The organism is Nocardiopsis sp. CNS-639 (assembly GCF_000381685.1).
GTDB classification, from domain to species: domain Bacteria; phylum Actinomycetota; class Actinomycetes; order Streptosporangiales; family Streptosporangiaceae; genus Nocardiopsis; species Nocardiopsis dassonvillei.
The window spans coordinates 1-21005 of record NZ_KB906880.1 but is presented as its reverse complement, the minus strand read 5'-3'; the positions used below and the strand labels follow the sequence as shown (position 1 = coordinate 21005).

Annotated in this window: 1 protein-coding gene; it reads left to right on the top strand. The window is 72.9% G+C overall.

The features are described from left to right. On the top strand, positions 1 to 21005 hold a 21005-nt coding region (locus tag G011_RS30295), incomplete at both ends, for a hypothetical protein (RefSeq protein ID WP_036553146.1).

Below are 21005 nucleotides of genomic sequence, written 5' to 3'. Positions count from 1 at the left end.
CTGCCCCCCTCCACCCGCGACCACCTCTCAGACGTACCGGTCACCCTCCAACAACCCCTCAACGACTACTTCTCCAAAACCAGCACCTACGCCCAACAGGTCGGCGGCAACATCGGCACCGGAGCCCTGGAGGGCTACCTCGGTGAAGGCCTGGGCAGCATGGCCGACGGCAAAGGCTGGGAGGCCTCCGGCTACTCCGCGACCGCGGGCGCCACCCAGGCGGGCATCCAGCAGGGCGCCACCGACGGCATCCTGCACGGCGCCGACCTGTTCAAGGACAAGGACAAACCCGACCTCGACACACCCCCGCCCCAGACCCAGAGCAACGGCTCCGACAACCGGACCGACGACCGCACCGACCCCGGCGAAACCGACCCCTGGTGGCGCGGGGACGACGACCCCGGCCAGAACGGCAACCGGACCCCCGAACGCAACAGCGGCAACACCCCCGCACCCGCACCCGGCGACGGAACCCAGCAAACGGACGACCGCGACGGCGAACCCGCCCCGTCCTCGCGGGACGACGAACAATCCCTGTACGACAGCGACTCCGACAGCGACACATCCTCCGTCTTCGACCGGGACGAGAACTCCTCGCCCTACGACAGCGACGACGAGGCCTCACTGTTCGACACCGACGAGGCCACCCCCCAGCAGAACACCGCCAACACCAAGACGGACAAGGGGCCCGGCCCCGACGCGCCCTCCGTCCCGGGACCGCGGAACGAGCCGCTCGGAGTGGACTCCCCCCACCCCGGGTCCGGCCACGACCCCTTCCGGACGGGCACGAACAACGGCCCCCTGGCCGCCGACTTCCTCAACGCCATCGTCCCCGACAACCCCATGGCGGCCGCACTCCCCAACACCGAGCAGACCGCGCCCAACACGGGGAACACCGGCGACCGCTCCGCCCCCGAACAGGAGCAGCAGCAGAACACCGCCCCCGTCGCCGTCGCGCCTCCGGTCGGCCAGGCGGCTCCACCACCCTCACCCGCCCCGCAGAACCCGGCCCCCGACACCGGCCAGCGCCCCGCGTCCTCCGAGCGCGGCGGCGGTGAACGCTCACCCCAACGCACCAACGACACCACCACCCCCGACACCACCGCACAACAGACCACCGGCGACGACCTCCGGACCCCCGCAACAGACCCCACACCCCCACCCCAGACCCAGACCACCGGAAACACCACCGGGCAGGACGACCACGACAGCCCGACGAACGAACAGCACGCGAACCCCGACACCGTGAGCGTTTCCGAGCAGCGGACGGAGTCGGAGGACGGTCCGCCGCCCTCGCCGACCGCCGCCGACGAACGCGCCGACGAACGCGCCGACGAACGCGCCGACGAACGCGCCGACCACAGCGATACCACCGTCAGGACGGAGAGCGGGCCGCCGCCGCAGGCCGAGGACACCGATCCCCTCCCAGGGACGCTGGACGACCGCTCCCCAGAGCCCGCCCCTCCGGCCGACTCCCAGGACGACCGGGACGCCGTTCCGCCACCCCGTGAGGAGCAGGACGGCGCCCCTCCCATCGCGCCCGTCCCGCCGCCCGTCATGGCGCTCCCGCCCGTTCAGGACGGTCCGTCCGCCCCCGCGCCCGCCAACGGGCAGAGGTCCCCCTCCCCCCAGACCCCGCCGGACAGGATCACCACCGCGATCCGGCTCGGGGAGATGGCCTCGGCCAGCATCAAGGACGCGATCAGCGGCTACCAGCGCGCCCAGAACCTGGTCAGCCAGACCCGGGAGGCCGAGAGCCAGGGCCGCCCCGACGCCGCCGACCTGCGCGCCCAGGCCCACGAGGCACAGCGCCAGGCCAACGAGGCCTACCGGACCTACGACTTCCTCGCGCAGATGCAGGCCGATCTGCTGCGCACCGACCAGCCGGTCACCGTGATGACCGTCCTGGAGACTCCCGCGAGCCCGAGCGAGGACGCGGGACCCGTCCCCCTCGGCGGTACCGACGGGGACATCCCGCTCGGCCCGCTCGACACCGACTCCCCCGTCCACCAGGAGGAGACCGCACCGGAGGACGCACCACCGGAGGGGACGGCGCCGGAGGGCGCACCGCCGGAGGGGACCCCACCGCAGGAGCCCTCGGCCCCCACCTACAACGGCACCTTCACCCCGGACCGGAACGAGCCGTACGACCTGGGCTACCTGACCACGTCCAACCTCCTCGGTCCGAACATGCTCTTCGCCGAGCACCTGCACGGGTTCGTCGACGACGTCCTGACCAACACGCCGGACATGCCCGAAACCGCACGTCAGCAGATCCTGGACGGCGTGGCCGACATCCTCACGAAGGAGGGGCCGCGCCCCTTCCTCCGCGAGGGCGGGCGCACCGTCAGCGCCACCCACGACGGGCAGACGTGGAGCGCCGACATCGACCTGCGCTCACTCGACGGCGATTTCTACCACTTCAAGACCGAGTCCCTGAGCGGCGAGGACTCCAGGCACCTGAGGCTCCACAACGCCGGGCCCGGGGTGTCCTCCAGCGAATCCGGTTCCCAGAACGGGAGCGGCTCCGTCGGCGTCAAGTTCACGGGAAGCCCCATCTACCTGGCCAACGTCAGCGGCAGCGACGCCGGGCCGATCTTCTCCATCGGCGTACGCGGCGGCTCCCAGGTCCGGAGCACCGGCGGAACAGCCTCGGTCAGCGCCAATTCCAGTACCGGCATCGAACTGCTCGGCACCCCGAACGTCTACGTCAGCGACCTGCGTATGAAGGCGTCCGTCACCGGACCCGGCCTCACCGCGCCGCGTGTGCAGGAGGGGACCGCGTACGACGGGCTGATCATGAACCTGCCGGGCGAGGCGGTCTCCTCCGACGGTCCCCGGCAGATCACGCCCGACAACGGGAAGACGGACGCGAACGGGCACCACAAGCCGGTGAACCGCCCGTTCATAGGTGCCGGCCACCCGCTGGAGATCACCCGCTTCTCCCCGGCCCCACCGGCATCCGACGGCGGAACCGGTGGGAACACCGCCTCCGGCGACCGCGGTGACAGCACCGACACCGCGACGACGGGCGACGGCGGCAGACCGGGGCAGAACAGCCTCGGTACCTGGCTCGCCGACCACCTCCTCCCCCCTCCCAAGGGGAAGCGGGGCGGCGGCCACACCCCCTCCAGCAAGGAGAAGCGCAACGACGAGTACCGCGCGCGGATCGAGGCCGCCTTCGACAACGACCAGGTGCAGCAGTACCTGCCGCAGATGTCCAACGGTTCCGCGCACATCCGGGTCGACATCCCCGGGAGCCCTTCCCGGTACATGCGGATGTGGTCGGTGTCGACCCAGTACGACCGCAAGGACTTCGCCCCCGGCCTGGTCGACTTCGTGCACAGCAACACCACGGTCAAGAGCGTCTCCTCCGACGTGCAGCGCTCCACCACGGTGTCCGGTTCGATCGGCACCGGCTTCGGCATCTGGCTCGAACTGCCGGACGGCAAGAGCATCCGGCTCGAAGCACCCGCCGTGGAGTACTCGGCGTCGCTCAAGAAGAGCACGGGCACCACGCTCAACACCTCGGGGACGATCAGCGATATCGTGCACGCCCCGTCGGGCCACGCGGCCTACGACGTCAAGCGCGACTTCTACGTCCACATCCAGGGCGAGCCGCGACCGCACCGCTTCGAGGGCAATTCCGTCGAACTGCTCAGCGTCGAGGACGCCCGCCTGCTCAACGGCGAACTCCCCAAGACCCCGTCCCCGACCGACGGACCGGCCGCGCCGCCCAGGCCCCCGTTCCCGAACCTCGCGGTGGACCGCCCCACGAATCTGAGCGGGGCCACCGTGCTCGGGTTCGGCCACGTCCCCCCGCCCGCTCCGGAAAACAACAGTGGAACCACTGGCACCACCGGAAACGCCAACACCACAAGCAGCACCACAGGGAACACAGGGACCGACGACACCGGGGCCGCGAACACGACTACGGACAGGACCGGGAACGACGGCACCGACGGCGACACCAAGACGTACAACTCACCGGAGAGCTCGTTCTACGACGACCTGGCGTACGAAGTACTCAAAGGCATCTCCGAGAAGCACCCCGGTATGGTCATCCCGGACCTCGCGCGGACCAGGAAGGACTACGCCGTCCGCCCCAGCCACATGGAGCCGGACGCGGTCCGCAGCTTCCGCGAGCGCTGGGGCCTGCGCCGCAACGCGGACGTGGCGCGGGAGAACACCCAGAAGGTCAGGGACGCGCTCTCCGAGTCCCGCATCAAGAGCAGCAAGTCCGACCTGCCCTACGACGGCATCCCGGTCCGCCTCAGGGAAACCGCCGTGATCGACGGGAAGACGGTCCTCCCGGACAGGGGTCTGCGCCCCGACCACGTGACCCTGCGCGTCTACGGCGAATTCGGAAAACTCGAACACCAGTTCGAGACGACGGCCAGCGGAGGCGGCCGGTTCACCGGCTCGTCCGGCGTCACCGTCACGAAGGGGTCGAACCTCAACCACTCGCTGAGTTTCACCGTCGGCGGCAGTGTGCGCGACGACGCCAAGGGCGACGCACGCGGTGTTCCCGGCACGCTGGGGAACCCGATGGTCGCGCTGTTCACCTCCTTGGGCTTCGGAAGGGACTCCGCCCAGAGCATCTCCCGCAGCGTCGAGGAAACGGTCCTGTTCAACGGCGACTCCGACGTGTGGACGTCCCGCACCCGCTTCACCGCCCGGTTGTTCGAGAACGACGACCTCGGGATGACACGCGACGGCAGGTCCCAGCACGAACACGGGACACCGCTCCTGAAAGACGGGGGGATGGACACGCAGGTGGTCCTCCTCACGCCCAAGACGTCCCCGACGGCCCCGGACCCCACACGGACCGAGACCGACACGACCGGCACCGACACGACCGACGACTGGCAAGCGCTCCCGCCCGAGCGGGTGAAGGACATGCTCACCCTGAGGCCCACCCCGACGGGCGGCGGGCGGGGCGGCCTGTGGACCGCCGTCCGGGACGGGGCGGTGCACACCTGGGGACGCCTGTTGGGCGGGGGCGCCGATACCGCCACACCCTCCCAGAACACCGCCGCGCCTCCCGCGGGCACCACCGCGGTCACGGGCGCCGACGGCAACCAGACCGTCCTCACCGCCCCGCCGCCTCCCCCGGGAGGCACCACGGACACCACCACCGGTACGGCGCCGGAGACCGCTCCCCCCGGAGGCGAGAGGGGCGGGGACGGCTCCTCGAACGACCGGACGCCGCAGGACCCGCCGACCCTGGGGCAGCGCCGCGCCCAGGCGCTCCACCGCGCCGGTGCCTTCTTCGAGCACGTGAGAACCCATTTCGACGACAGCGACCGGACCTCCGGGCTGCGGGACCAGGTGTACCGGGCCCTCTCCGAGAACGGGTTCACGCGCAAGCGCGTGTCGTACCTCTCCCGGTCGCCCGGGAACGGTCAGCGGATCGAGGAGTCCCTGTCGTCGGAGGTACTCGCCACGGACAAGAGCACGACCAGCCGGTTCGGCTCCCGCTCCCGCCACGAGATGAGCAGCCGTCTCTGGTCACCGCACAAGGTCCGGGTCACCAACGTCACCAGGTCCGAGATGGGCGCCGTCACCGACTTCCGCCCTGTCGACGCCCAGATGCGGTGGGGCGGCGGCAGCGAGACGGCCCTGTCCGCGGTCTCCTCCCGGAGCGGCAGCCTCGGACTCAGGTTCGGCGGGGGCGGAGCCCGCAACCCGAACCCGCCCGGCTCCGACGACTCCCTGCCGAACCAGGCCGTCAGACCGATCCCGGTGTTCGGGACCTCCTTCTCCCGCACGTTCTTCTCCCGCAACAGGTCGCACAACCAGTCGTCCACGTTCTCGTCGTCGGTGCTGTTCATCCCGAACAACACCAAGGCCTACGCCTTCCGCGCCTCCGGCAGCATCACCCTCCTCACCGAGTCCCTGAAGAACTGGAGCATCGGCCCGACCCTGGACTGGAAGACCCTGTTCCGCGGGTGGACCCGTCCGGTCTCGGATCTGGCCTCGGGCTACGTGCACTCCCGCGACGCCCAGGAAGAAGGGATGGTCCAGGACCGGGCGACCCGCGACGGCGACAGCGTGGACCTGAGCCCCCACGACAACCCGGAGAAGCCCGAGAACGCGCGGGTGCGTCCCGGGTTCGAGAACAACGGCAGGCAGATCCAGCCCGCCGACCCCGAGGCCGCCGCCCAGGCCCTGGTGGACTCCCTCGCCTCGAACGGACTGGAGCTGACGCTCGGCGGCGGCCGGGAGGCCCTGCTGAAGCAGCTGACCACGCACCTGGCCCAGAACCCGGACCCCACCGCCCCGCTGCCGCTCAACGTCCGCGCGCTGGGCCCGGAGCCCACCTCGGACTCGAAGCCGCGGCCGCAGCGTTCGAGCTTCACGGGGAAGCTCTACGTGGAACTGATCAGGGACCCGAAGAGCACCAAGGTCTCGCACGTCGACCAGGCCGACTACTACATCGAGTCGCACACGGTGAAGGCGACCGACGCGCACTCGCGGAGCGACGAGACCAGCAGGACGGTGAGCTCGGACGGCGCGCTGCTGATACCTCCGCCCTACCCCCAGGACGACCAGGGGCCGGACGGACAGCCGGGACACCGCGCCCTGTTCACCACCCCCGCCGGGGAGGTCTCCGGGTCCAGCAACGACGGGCGCTCCTCCGGGCAGTCCCAGGACGACGCCCGCACCATCGAGCTGCACCTGAAAACCCCGTACGCGAAGGTCAGCACGGACACGACCCTCAAACTCAAACTCCAGTTCGACGAACCCAAGGGCGGGGAGAACGGCAGGAAGCCGCAATCGACCTACGAGGTCACCGCTGACAGCGGACGGGTCGACACGCTGTACTCGCTCGCGTACATGACCTTCGACCCCCCGGCGACGGACACCCCGGAAGGCGGCACGCAGGGAACCGGAACCGACACGCTGTCGCCTCCGCCGGCCCCCGCCGTCACCACGTCCACGGAAGGCACCGGCTCCACGCAGACCGCTCCCGCCGACCGGGACACCACTCCGGCACCGGAAGGCGGCGACACCACCGGCACCACCGGCGACCGGACCGGGAGCGGCACGACCGGCGACGACCGCGCCCCCGCGCCCGCGGAGGACGGCGGCACCACGCGGCGGTCCGGAGCCCCCATCTACGCCTCCCAGGCCGACGCGTTGCGCACGTGGACCCGTGAGGCGGGTCCACGTCCCGGCACCGACTCCGCCCTCGCACTGACGACCATGGTGCAGGACTACGGAAAGGCGCTGCGCGAGCAGGCCAACATCGTCGTCGCGCGGTCCGCCGGCTGGAAGCCGCCCGAGGGGAAGTCGGCCGAGGAGACGGCGAACGCGGCGCGGGCCCACCTCGCCGACGTCTACGGACTGGACCCGGTCTACAACGAGATCGACGCCAGCCTCAGCGACGAGGCCATCAAGGCGATGGACCCGTCGGCCTCACTCGATCCCGAGGGGGTGAGTTTCAAGGACATCGAACTCCCCGGGTGGATCGACAGGGTGGTGCGGAGCAACCACACCGAGTGGGGCGCCAAGGCCCTGCCGAGCACCCGCGGAGCGAAGATCCTGGACGCGCGGCCGGACGGCCAGCTCAGCGACTCCCGTGTCCGGCCCCGGACGGACAGCTCCGGCAGCTCCCACGGCGGGGGCCGGGGCTTCGGCGGCGGGTTCCGCCCCGCGGGGATAAGCACCGAGAGTCCCGTCTACGACCGCCACGAGGGCATCTACACCGGCGCAGCGGCCGCGAACACCGGCTCGTCCCACGGGGCCTCGTCGGGCTCCAACCAGACCGTCAAGGGCTACCAGGAGTCCGACCAGCTCCGCCAGGGGCCCTTCTACCTCGTGGAGCACGACGTCACCTGGGCGTTCGCCGCGGGCAGCAAGCTCACGGCGCCCGCCGCCTTCCACCTGAACGACCCGAGCCTTCCGCAGACCCCGCTCCACTCCCGGCCCACCCGGTGGATCGTGGACCAGACCACGATCCGGATGGCCAAGTGGTACTCGGAGGCCGACGCGATCGCGATGGGCTTCCTCACGCCGGACCAGGTCAAGGGCCTGGGCCCCGTCAAGGACGGCATCCACAAGGCGCAGGAGGAGTTCAGCAAGGCGGAGGCCAAGTACGCCGACACCCGGGCCCCGATGGAGGGCCTGGCCCGGAAGTACGCCGACAAGCCGAACGAGCAGAGCGCCAGGAAGGCCTACGAGGACCAGGAGAAGGAGTACACGAAGGCGCTGGCCAGCTTCAACCAGAAGATCAAGGCCCTGGTCCAGACCCTGAACGACACGCGCACCGCCCTGGGGGGCGTCGGCCAGGGGACGAACGGCGGCACCGTTCCCCCCGGGCGCACGTCGAGCGGTGACACGAGCGGGGGGACGACGACCCGTACACCGGCCCCCGCCAACACCACCTCGACCACCAGCACGACCGGAAACACGACCACCGGCACCGACAGCACTGCCGTCGTCACAGGTGCCGCTTCCGGAAACACCACGACCATCGGCGACACCGATGGCGCCACCACGACCACCAGCGCGCCCCAGCCGACCATCACCGTGACCCCGCCACCGGACCCGGCACCCGCGCCCACGGGACCGAGCCAGGCACTGGCCGACCGCTTCCGCGCGGAACTGAACCTCGTCGCCCCGGAGCCCGACACCCCCGTCCGGGACACGGACACCGTGGACGCGCGGGTCCAGCGCGCCTCCGACGCCGCGGACACCGCTGACCGGGAGGCCCGTGCCGCGAGCGACGCCGCGAACGACCTCTCCACCGCCCTGGGGAACGGCACGACCGAGCTGGGAAACGGCAACAGCATCCTCACGGGCTCCGAGGGCGGAGCACCCGCCGCCGGGGCCGACGGCGCCCCCGCACCGGGGGCCGAACGGCAGGCACGTGACGCGCGCACGGCGGCGGACACGGCGCACACCGACGCCACCACCACCCGCGACGCCCTCACCACCACCCGCGACGACGCCCTCACCAAGAGACCCGAACCCCGTGGGGATGCCTCCCCCGAACAGGCCGAGACGGCCGCCACGGCGGCCGAGAGCGCGGCCGCCACCGCGCAGGAGACCGCCGACCAGCACAGGGACACCGTCGTCGGGCTCGGGAACGACCTCGACGGAACCCTGGCACGGCACCGGGCGCTCAACACCGCGGTGGAGGGCCTGTCCGGGCGGGACCGGACCACCGGCGGCGACCCGGCCGCCCGGGACGCCCGGGACAGGGCCGCGCGAGAGGCCCGCGAGGAGGCCGGCAGCCTGATCGCCGACCTGGAGGGCATCGCCGAGCGGGCCGACACCGCCCGGGACGCGGCGGAGACGGCGCGGACCGACGCCGACGCCGCGAAGGCGAACGCCGACACCGCGAAGGCCGAGGCCGACCGGACGGCCGCGGACGCCGAAGCCCTGCGGACCTGGGCCGAGGGGCTCAGCACCAACGCGTCCCACCACCGGGACAGCGCGGACCGGGCCGCCCAAGACGCGCGCAACGCCCATGAGACGGCCCGACGGGCCGCCGACGCGGCCGAGAAGGCCCGTGCCGCCGCGGACAGGGCCGCCGAGGTGAGCACCCGCGCGGAGGCCGCCACCGACAGAGCCAAGCAGGCCGATGACCACGCCCGCGCGGCCCGTACCGCCGCGGACCGCGCGGTCCGGGCGGCGGCGAACGCTCCCCAGCCCTCCCCCGGCGGGCGGACGACATCGGACGGCACCGACGCCCGAGGGACGGCGGACACCCGGCAGGACGCCGCCCACCGGGCCGCGGAGGACACACGGGAGCGGGCCCGGCAGGCCCGGCAGACCACACGCGACGCGGTGCGGACCACGACCCTGGCCGCCGAGGACGCGAAGCAGCTGGCCAAGCAGGCACAGGACCTGCGCACCAGGGCGGAGACCACCGCGCGGGAGGCCCGGGAGGCCGCCGCCCGGGCGAACGAGGCGCGCGGGATCGCGGAGAAGGCCCGGGGGGACGCCGACGCGACCGTGAAGACGGCCGACGCGGCCGCCGCCGACGCCCGACGCGCGCACGATTCCGCCCAGCAGGCCGCCCAGAAGGCGGAGACCGCGGCCAAGAGCGCCGAGGCAGCCGCGAAGACCGCTGAGAAGGCCCGCGACGACGCCGAGAACATCGCCACCAGCGCCCGCGAACGCGCCGAAAGCGTACGGAACCTCCTGGGGAGCCTCGACGCGGCCGTGGGGCCGGAGAGGACGTCCTCCGACGACGGCCGGAGGAAGGACGACGACAAGGACGGCGGTCGGGGCGAGGACGGTTCGGGCGACAACGGCAACAGCGCCGACGGCGGCGACCGGAGCGGCCAGGACAGTGACCGCTCCGACGACCAGCACGGTTCCGGCACCGAGGACGGAGACAGGGGCCGCGGCACGGAACCGGACCACGGCAACCGCTCCCGGGGCGGAGGCGACCAGGACCGCTCCGCTCCCGCGAACACCGGCGGCCGCGGCCGCCCCTCCCCCCAGGCCGTGTCGGACGGGATCACCGCCGCCACCCGGCTCCAGGAGCTGGTCTCGGCCAGCATCAAGGACGCGATCAGCGGCTACCAGCGCGCCCAGGACCTGGTCGGCCGGAGCCGGGAGGCCGAGAGCCAGGGTCGCCCCGACGCCGCCGACCTGCGCGCCCGCGCCTACCAGACGCAGCGCGAAGCCAACGAGGCCTACCTCAACTACCGCGACTTCGCCCAGATGCAGGCCGATCTGCTGCGCCCCGGGAACCCGATCACCGTCATGACCGTCATGACGACCCCCGCGGGCCCGAGCGGCGACACCGGCCCCGTCCCCCTGGGCGGAACCAGCAGGGACATCCAGCTCGACCCCCTCAACACGGAAACCCCCGTCCGCCAGGAGGACACATCACCGGAGGGGGCACCTCCGGAGGGCGCACCTCCGGAGGGCGCACCACCGCCCCCGCCGCTTCCGGCCCTCACCTACGACGGCGGCTTCGTGCCGGACCGGAGCGGTCAGAGCTACGACCTGGGCTACCTGACCACGTCCAACCTCCTCGGACCGCACATGCTCTTCGCCGAGCACCTGCCCGGGTTCGTCGACGACGTCCTGGCCAACACACCGGGCATGCCCGACACCGCGCGGCAGGGAATCGTGGACGGCGTGGTCGACATCCTCACGAGGGAGGGGCCGCGCCCCTTCCTCCGCGAGGGCGGGCGCACCGTCAGCACCACCCAGGGCGGGCAGACCTGGAGCGCCGACGTCGACCTGCGCTCCCTCGGCGACGACTTCTACCACGTCGACGCCGAGGCCCTGAGCGGCGGCGGGGACTCCAGGTTCCTGCGGCTCAACGACGCGGGGCCCGGGGTGGACTCCAGCGACGGCGGGTCACGCGGCGCGGGCAAGACCGTCGGCGGCAAGTTCACGATGAGCCCCTTCTACGTGACCGGCGTCGACGGCAACGACGCCGGGCCGATCGCGGCCGTCGGCGGGCGCGGCGGCGCCAGGGTCCGGGGCACCTCCGGGTCGGCCTCGGCCAGCGCCAACGCCGCGAGCGGCATCGAACTGCTCGGCGCCCCGAACGTCTACGTCGGAGACCTCGGTATGAGGGCGTCGGTCACCGGTCCCGGCCTCACCGCGCCGCGCGTCCAGGAGGGGACCGCGTACAACGGGCTGGCCATGAACCTGCCCGGCGAGGTGGTGACCTCCGACGCCCCCCGGCGGATCGTGCCCGACAACGGACCGAAGGACGCGAACGGGCACCACGAGCCGGTGAACCGGCCGTTCACAGGTACCGGCCACCCGCTGGAGATCACCCGACTCTCCCAGGCCCCGGCGGTGTCCGGCACCGGAACCGGCGTGAGCACCGCGTCCGGCGACGGCGGGACCGGCCGCGGCGGAGAGGACGGCCGCGGCGGTGAAGGCGACCGCGGGGACGGGACCGACCGCAGGGGCGGAGGAGACCGCCACGGCGGCACCGCCACCACGGGAGGCGGCGGCAGGCCGGGCGGGAGCACCCTCGGCACCTGGCTCGCCGACCACCTCCTCCCCCCTCCCAAGGGGAACCGGGGCGGCGACCACACCCCCTCCCGGAGGGAACGGCGCGACGACGAGTACCGCGCGCGGATCGAGGCCGCCTTCGACAACGACCGGTTGCAGCAGTACCTGCCGCAGATGTCCAACAGTTCCGCGCACATCCGGATCGAGATCCCCGGCAGCCATCCCCGCATCATGCGGATGTGGTCGGTGGCGACCGAGTACGACCGCAAGGACTTCGCCCCCGGCCTGGCCGACTTCGTGCACAGCAACACCGCGGTCAAGAGCGACTCCTCCAGCGTGAAGCACTCCAGCGTGGCGTCCGGCTCGATCGGCGGCGGCTTCGGCATCTGGCTCGAACTGCCCAACGGCAAGAGCGTCCGGCTCGACCTGCCCTTCGTGGAGTACTCGGCGACCTTCGAGAAGAGCACGGGGACCACGCTCAACACCTCGGGGACGAGCAGCCACGTCGTACACGCCCCGTCGGGCCACGCGGCCTACGACGTCAAGCGCGACTTCTACGTCCACATCCAGGGCGAGCCGCAGCCGCACCGCTTCGAGGGCAACTCCGTCGAACTGCTCACGGTCGAGGACGCCCGCCAGCTCAACGGCGAACTCCCCAAGACCCCGTCCCCGACCGACGGACCGGCCGCGCCGCCCAGGCCCCCGTTCCCCAACCTCGCGGTGGACCACCCCACGGACCTGAGCGGGGCCACCGTACGCGGCTTCGGCCACCTCCCCTCACCCGCTCCGGCGGACAGCGGCGGGACGACGGAAGGCACCGGGGACAACGGCGCCGACGGAGACACCCGGACGCCTCCCTCACCGCAGCGCCCGTTCTACGACGACCTGGCCTACCGTGTGCTCAGCGGCATCGCCGAGAAGCGCCCCGGGATGGTCATCCCGGACCTCGCGCGGACCGGCAAGGACTACGCCGTCCGCCCCAGCCACATGGAGCCGGACGCGGTCCGCAGCTTCCGCGAGCGCTGGGGCCTGCGCCGCAACGTGGACGTGGCGCGGGAGAACACCCTCAAGGTCGTCAACGCGCTCTCCGAGTCCGGGCTCAGGAGCGGTGCCCCCGACCTGCCCGGCGACGGCATCCCGGTCCGCCTCAAGGAATCCGCCGTCATCGACCCGAAGATGATCCGCAAGGACAGGGGCGGCCGCCCCGAGACGGTGACCGTGCGCGTCTACGGCGACTTCGACCGCCTGGAGCACCAGTTCGACACGACCGCCAGCGGGGGCGCGCGGTTCGCGGGCTCGGCGGGGATCACCACCACGAAGGGGTCGAGCGTCGGCCACTCGGTCGGCGTCAACGTCGGCGCCAGCGTGCGCACCGACGCGGGCGCCGACGCACGCGGCGTCCCCCGGGTGATGGGGAACCCCTCGGTCTCGTTGAACGCGTCCCTGAACGACGGCAAGGGGTCCAGCCAGGGACTCTCGCACAGTTCCGAGGAGACGGTGCTGTTCAACGGCGACTCCGACGTGTGGACGTCCCGCACCCGCTTCACCGCGCGGCTGTTCGAGCACGACGACATCGGGATGGCGCGCGACGACCGGCCCCAGCGCGAACACGGCATCCCGCTCCTGGGCAAGGGGATGGACGCCCAGATGGTCCTCCTCACTCCCAAGGCGCCGCCGACGGCCTCCGACTCCCCGCGGACCGTGTCCGACCCCACGGGCACGTCCCGCGACGGCGAGACCGCCACCTCCTCCGACGGGCGGGAGACGCGCGACGCCCCCGAGACCACCGCCACCACCGACGCCACCGCCGCACGGGAGGGGGACTCCGCTCAGACGGACACCACCGGGAACACGGCGCCCGCCACGACGGGCGTCCGGCAACCGCTCACGCCCGAGCAGGCACGGGACATGATCGTCCGGAACTTCGTCCCGCGGATCACCGCCGACGGCACGGCGGGCGACGACCGCGCGGGCCGGTGGACCGTCGTACGGGACGGGGTCGTGCAGACCTGGGGACGCCTGTTCGGCGGAGGCACCGAGGTCGTCACCACTTCCCAGACCACCACCGCGCCTCCCGCGGGCACCACCCCGGTCACGGGCACCGACCAGCCCGCCGCCCTCACCTCCCCGGCTCCCCCCAGCGGCACCACGAACACCACCGGCACCGACCAGTCCGCCGCCCTGACCACACCGGCTCCCCCCGGCGACACCACGAACACCAGCACCGGGACGACGCCGGAGAACACCCGGACGGGAGGCGGCCGGAACGGGGACGACGCCCCGTCCAACCGTCCCCAGCAGGGCCCGCTGACCCTGGACCAGGCCCGCGCCCAGGCGATCCGCCGCATCGGCGGCACCTTCGAGCGCGTGAACACCCACTTCGACGCCGGGAGCCGGGGCATGCGCGGGCTGCTGGAGGAGACCTACCGGACCTTCTCCGACACGCGCAGCGGCCTCCACGACGGATACCGGCGCAAGCTGGAGTCGTTCCTCTCCGACTCCTCCGGGGGCGGCCGGCAGTTCGAGAACCACCTGTCGGCGGAGGAACTGGCCGCGAGCAGGAGCGTGACCACGCCGTCGGGCTCCCGCATCCGCCAGGAGATGAGCGGCGGCCTCTGGTCACCGCACGACGTCCGCGCCACCGTCGCCACCAGGGTCGACATCGACACCGTCACCGACTTCCGGCCCGTCGGCGCCCAGATGCGGTGGAACGGCGGCAGCGAGGTGACCCTGTCCACCACCTCCTCCCTGACCGGCGGCCTCGGCCTCAGGTTCGGGGGGAGCGGGACCCGCAACCCGAACCCGCACCCCTCTGACGACTCCCTGCCCAACGAGGCCGTCAGACCGATCCCGGTGTTCGGGACCTCCCTCTCCCGCACGTTCTTCTCCCGCGGCACCTCGCACACCCAGTCGACCTCGTTCACGTCGTCGGTGCTGTTCATCCCGGACAACACGAGGGTGTACGCCTTCCGCGCCTCCGGCCGCCTCACCCAGGCGATCGAGTTCGCGAAGAACTGGACCATCGGCCCGCCCCTGAACTGGAAGACCCTGTTCCACGGGTGGACCGCCCCCGTCCAGAACCTGCTCGCGGGCTACGTGCACTCCCGAGACGCCCAGCAGGAGGGGCTGGTGCTGGATCAGGCGACCCGCGACGGCGACAGAGTGGACCTGAGCCCGCAGCCCAACCCCAAGAAGCCCGAGAACGCGCGGGTACGTCCCGGGTTCGAGGACAACGGCAGGCAGATCCAGCCCGCCGACCCCGAGGCCGCCATCCAGGAGCTGGTGAACGACCTCGCCTCGAACGGACTGGAGCTGACGAGCGGTGGCCGGGAGCTCCTGCTCCAGAAACTGACCACGCACCTGGGCCAGAATCCGGACTCCACCGTCCCGGTGCCGGTCAAGGTCCGCGCGCTGGGGCCGGAGCCCACCTCGGACTCGCGTCCGCACGCCATGCGCTCGGCCACGCCGGCGAAGGTCTACGTGAACCTGACCAGGGACCCGAGCCGCACCGAGGTCTCGTACGTCGGCCAGTCCGGCTACTACATCGAGTCGCACACGTGGAAGGCGACCGACGCGGACTCCCGGAGCAGGGGGACCGGGACGACGGTGGGCGCGGACGGCGTGCTGTTGCAACCCCTCCCCTACGCCCAGGACGACCAGGGCTCGGAGGGCCAGCCGGAGCACCGCCCGCTGTTCGGCGCCCCCGCCGGCGCGGTGTCCTCCTCCAGCAACGACGGACGCTCCTCCGGGCAGTCACAGGACGACGCCCGCACCACCGAGCTGCACCTGAACACCCCGTACGCCAAGGTCGGCGCGGACACGAGGCTGACCCTCACCCTCGAACTCGGCGAACCCAAGGGCGGGGAGAACGGCAACCCGCCGCGATCGACGTACACGGGCACCGCCGACAGCGGGCGGGTCGAGACGCTGTACCCGTTCGCGTACATGACCTTCGACCCCCCGGCGACGACCACCACGACCACCACGGGGGACGGCGCGCGGAGCACCGGCGCCGACCTGTCGGCGCCTCCCCCCGCCGTCACCACGTCCACGGAGGGCACCGGCTCCACGCAGACCGCTCCCGCCGACCGGAACACCGCTCCGCCCCCGGAGGGCGGCGAGACCACCGGCACCACCGGCGACCGGACCGGAACCGACGCGACCGGAGACGGCCGCGCCCCCGCCGCCGCGGAGGACGGCGGCACGACGCGGCGGCCCGCCGCCCCCGTCCACGCGTCCGTGTCCGAGGCCCTGCGCGCCTGGACGAACGACGTCGGCCCCCGGCCCGGCAACGACAGCGCCATCACCAAACCGGCCATGGTGCAGGACGGCGGACAGGCGCTGCGCGACAAGGCCAACGTCGTCATCGCGCAGTCCCTGGGCTGGCAGCCGCCCCCCGGCACCCCCGAAGGGGGGCAGCCCACCCGGGCCACGGCGGACGCGGCGCGCGCCTACCTCGCCGACGCCTACGGCCAGGACCCGGTGTACAACGAGATCGACCACAGCCTCAGCGACAAGGCCCTCAAGGCGGTGTACCCGTCGGCCTCGCGCAACTCCGAGGGGGTGCAGTTCACCGACATCAGCCGCACGGAGTGGGGCGCCAAGGTCGTGCCGAGCAACCGCGGGGCGAAGATCCTGGACGCTCTGCCGGGCAGCCAGCTCAGCGACTCCCGCGTCCAGCCCAGGACGAACAGCGTCGGCGACTCCCACGGCGGGAGCCAGGGCCGCGGCGGGGAGTTCCGCCCGTCCGGGCTGACCACCGGCGGCATCCCCTACGACAGCCACGAGGGCATCCACACCGGCGCGGCGGCCGTGAACACCAGCTCGTCCCACGGCTCCGAGAGGGGTTCCAACCAGGCAGTCAAGGGCTACCAGGAGTCCGACAAGCTCCGCCAGGGACCCGTCTACCTGGTGGAGTACGACGCCACCTGGGCGTTCGCCGCGGGCAGCAAGCTCAAGGCGCCCGCCGCCTTCCACCAGAACGACCCGAGCCTGGCGCCGACCCCGTTCTACTCCCGGCCCACCCGCTGGGGCGTGGACGACGTCACGGTCAGGATGGCCGGCTGGTTCTCGGAGGCCGACGCCATCGCGATGGGCTTCCTCACGCCGGACCAGGCGAAGGGCATGGCCCCCGCCATGGACCGGCTCAACCAGGCGCGGGAGGAGTTCGGCAAGGCGGAGACCGCGTACGCCGACACCCGGGCACCGCTGGAGGGCCTGGCCGAGAGGTTCGCCGCCGAGCCGGACGACGAGAGCGCCGAGAGCGCGTACAAGGAGCAGGAGGACAAGTACAAGGAGGCGCTGCGCGACTTCGACCGCCAGATCGACACCCTGGTCGAGACCGTGAACACCACGCGCACCACGCTGGGAGAGGCCGGTCAGGGGCCGGACGGCGGCACCGCTCCCCCCGTGCACGCGGTCAGCGGCGACGGGACGGCCACCCGCACACCGGTCACCGGGAACACGACCACGGGGACCGAGGGGAGCACCGGCAACAGGACGGAGAACACCGGGAACGCTGTCACCACGACGACCGGCACGACCGGAAACACGACCGCTGGCCAAACGACCACCGGCACCACCGGCGACAGGGGCGTCACCTCCGGAACCACCACGACCACCGGCAACACCGATGGCACCACCACGGCCGCGAGACAGCCCCAGCCGACCGTCACCGTGACCCCGCCGGACCCGTCGCCCGCGCCCTCGGGGCCGAGCCAGACACTGGCCGACCGCTTCATGTCGGAGCTGAACCTGCGTGCGCCGGAACCCGACACCCCCGCCCGGGACCCCGGCGGCTCCAGCGGCCTCCGGGACGGACAGGAACAGAACACGGACACCGTGGACGCGCGGGTCCAGCAGGCCTCCGACGCCGCGGACACGGCGGTCCGGGAGGCCCGTGGCGCACGCGATGACGCGAACGGCCTGTCCACCTCCCTGGACCACGGCAGGGCCGACATCCAGCAGGGCACCCGCGCCCTCACCGGCTCCGAGGGCGGAGCACCCGCCGCCGGGACGGAAGGAGGGGCCCCCTCCTCCGGGATCGACGGCGCCCCCTCACCGGGGGCCGAACGGCAGGTACGCGACGCGCGCACGGCGGCGGACACGGCGCACACCGACGCCACGACCACCCGCGACGCCTTCACCACCGCCCGCGACGACGCCCGCGCGAGGATGCCCGAACCCGACCGCGACGCCTTCATCGAACGGGTCCGGACGACCGTCTCCGAGGCGGCGGACGCGGACACCTCGGCGACCAGCGCCCGCGAGGCCGCGGGCGAGCAGGAGGACGCCGTCGCCGACCTCGTGGACGCGCTCGACGAGACCCCCGAGCGGTACCGGGCGCTCAACACCGCGGTGGAGGGCCTGTCCGGGCGGGACCGGACCACCGGCGGCGACCCGGCCGCCCGGGACGCCCGGGACAGGGCCGCCCGGGACAGGGCCGCGCGGGAGGCCCGCGAGGAGGCCGGCAGCCTGATCGCCGACCTGGAGGGCATCGCCGAACGGGCCGACACCGCCCGGGACGCGGCGGAGACGGCGCGGACCGACGCCGGGACGGCGAAGTCGGAGGCCGACACCGCGAAGGCGAACGCCGACCGGACGGCCGCGGACGCCGAAGCCCTGCGGACCTGGGCCGAGGGGCTCAGCACCAGCGCGTCCCACCACCGCGACAGCGCGGACCGGGCCGCCCAGGACGCGCGCAACGCCCATGAGACGGCCCGACGGGCCGCCGACGCGGCCGGGGAGGCCCGCACCGCCGCGGACGCGGCGGCGGCCAGGGCCGACGAGGTGCGGGCGAACGCCGCGGAGGTGGCCAGGAACGCCGCACAGGCCGAGGCCGACGCCCGCACGGCCCGCACCACCGCGGACCTCGCGGCCCAGGCGGCGGACGCCTCCCGGACCTCCTCCGGCGGGCGGACCGCGCCGGGCGGCACCGGTACCCGGGGGACGACGAACACGCCGGACACGGCCCCCGGCGACACGGGATCGCGGACCGCGCCGAACACGGCCGACGACCGCGCGAGGACGACGGACACCCGGCGGGACGACGCCCGCCGGGCCGCGCAGGACGCGCGGACACGGGCCCAGGAGGCCCGGCAGACCGCCCGCGACGCGGCGGAGCGCGCCGCCCGGGCCACCGAGGACGCGAACCGGCTGACCCGGCAGGCACAGGACCTGCGCACCAGGGCGGAGACCACCGCGCGGGAGGCCCGGGAGGCCGCCGTGCGCGCGAACGAGGCAGGCGGGATCGCCCAGAGCACCCGGGTCGCCGCCGACGCGGCCGTGAGGACGGCCGACGCGGCCGCCGCCGACGCCCGCCGCGCCCATGAGTACGCGCAGCAGGCCGCCCAGAAGGCGGAGACCGCGGCCGAGCGCGCGGAGGAGGCCGCGGAGACCGCGCGGGAGGCCCGCGACGACGCCGAGAAGATCGCCGACAGCGCCCGCAAGCGCGCCGACAGCGTACGGAGGCTGCTGGAGAGGATCGACGCGGCCGTGGAGCCGGGGAGGACGTCCTCCGACGACGGCCCCCCGAAGGACGGGCGCGGGGACGAGGACGGCACCGGCGGCGAGGGCTCGGGCAAGGACCGGACCGGAGGCGGCCGCTCCCGCGGCGGGGGCGACCGGTCCGGCAGCGGCGACGGCCGTTCCGACGGCGGGGGCGGCTCCGGCACCGAGCGCGGTTCCGGGGGCGACGGCGGGAACCGCGGAAGGGGCGGGGACGAGGGCCGTTCCTCGCGCGGGAACGGCCAGGACGGCCGGGGCCCCCGCGACAGCGCGCCCGCGGACCAGCGCGACCCGTTCTCCGACTCGGACTCGGACACCGACTCGGACACGGACTCCGCCCCGGACCTGGACGCGGTTCCGGACCTGGTCTCCGACGACGACCTGTCCCTGTACGACTCCCCCGACACACCGGTCCGGGACCGGCCCTTCCGCACACCGTTCGACGACGACCACCAGTTCAAGCCCCTGTGGGCCCGGGACGACCACGCCTTCGACTCCCTGGACCCCAAGCACTCCGGTTACGGAAGCGGTCCCCTCAGCTTCCTCAACCCGAAATCCCTGGACGCCCCCCTCGGCCTCCTGGACTCCGGTTTCGGAAGCGACCGCCCCCTGCCCAGCTCGCTGACCGACATCGTGGCCTACCCCATGACCGGGGCCCCGGGCCAGCGAGGGGACACATCCGCGGACGGGGAGAACGACCAGTACACCACCGGGTTCCATGACCCCTCCGCGGCGGCGTACGGCGAGCAGCCCGCGGCTTCGACCGAGGAGACCGCGCAGGCCCGGGACGGTGACCAGGACGAGCGGATCGCGGCGCTCATGCTGTGGAACGGGACCTTCGCCGGTGTCGAGGACCTGGCCGAAACCACCGGATTCGACGTGGTGAGCCAGCAGGGACTCGTCGAGGACGGCTCCGACGGCAGCACCACCCTCATGCGCTTCGCCAACGGCGCGCAGGCGGTCTACAAGGACACCGAGGGGGCCACCTTCGCCCGTGACCGCGCCGACGCCGAACAGCTCGCCTCGCTGGTGGGCCGCGCCATCGGCGCCAACGTGCCCGGTGTCCTGCGCATCGGTGAGACCGAGGTGTTCATGCACTTCATGAACGGCGAATCCGGGTTCACCCACCTGGACAACCCGCGGTCCCCGCTCCTGAACACACGGGACGGACACGTGCTGGGCCTGCTGGACCTGCTGATCGCCAACGGCGACCGCAACCCGGGCAACTGGCTGGACCAGGGCCGGGGGCGCGTGGCGGGCATCGACCACGGCAAGGCCTGGTTCAAGTACGAGTACACGCCGGAGGACCCCACCGACCTGGAGGGGCTGGCCTACATCAACGGCATGCGGCCCTTCTACGACTTCGACGCCAACGCGTGGATCGCCAACCCGCTGACCCGGGCCGACATCCGGTTCCTGCGGGCCCGGCTCGCCGGGCTCTCCGGCGAGTTCGCCCGTCTGGGCCGGTCCGACTGGTTCGACGAGATGATGGAGCGCTTGGACATGCTGGCCAACAACGCGCGGGGAACCACCGGGCTGTTCTCAGGGGGTGGCCG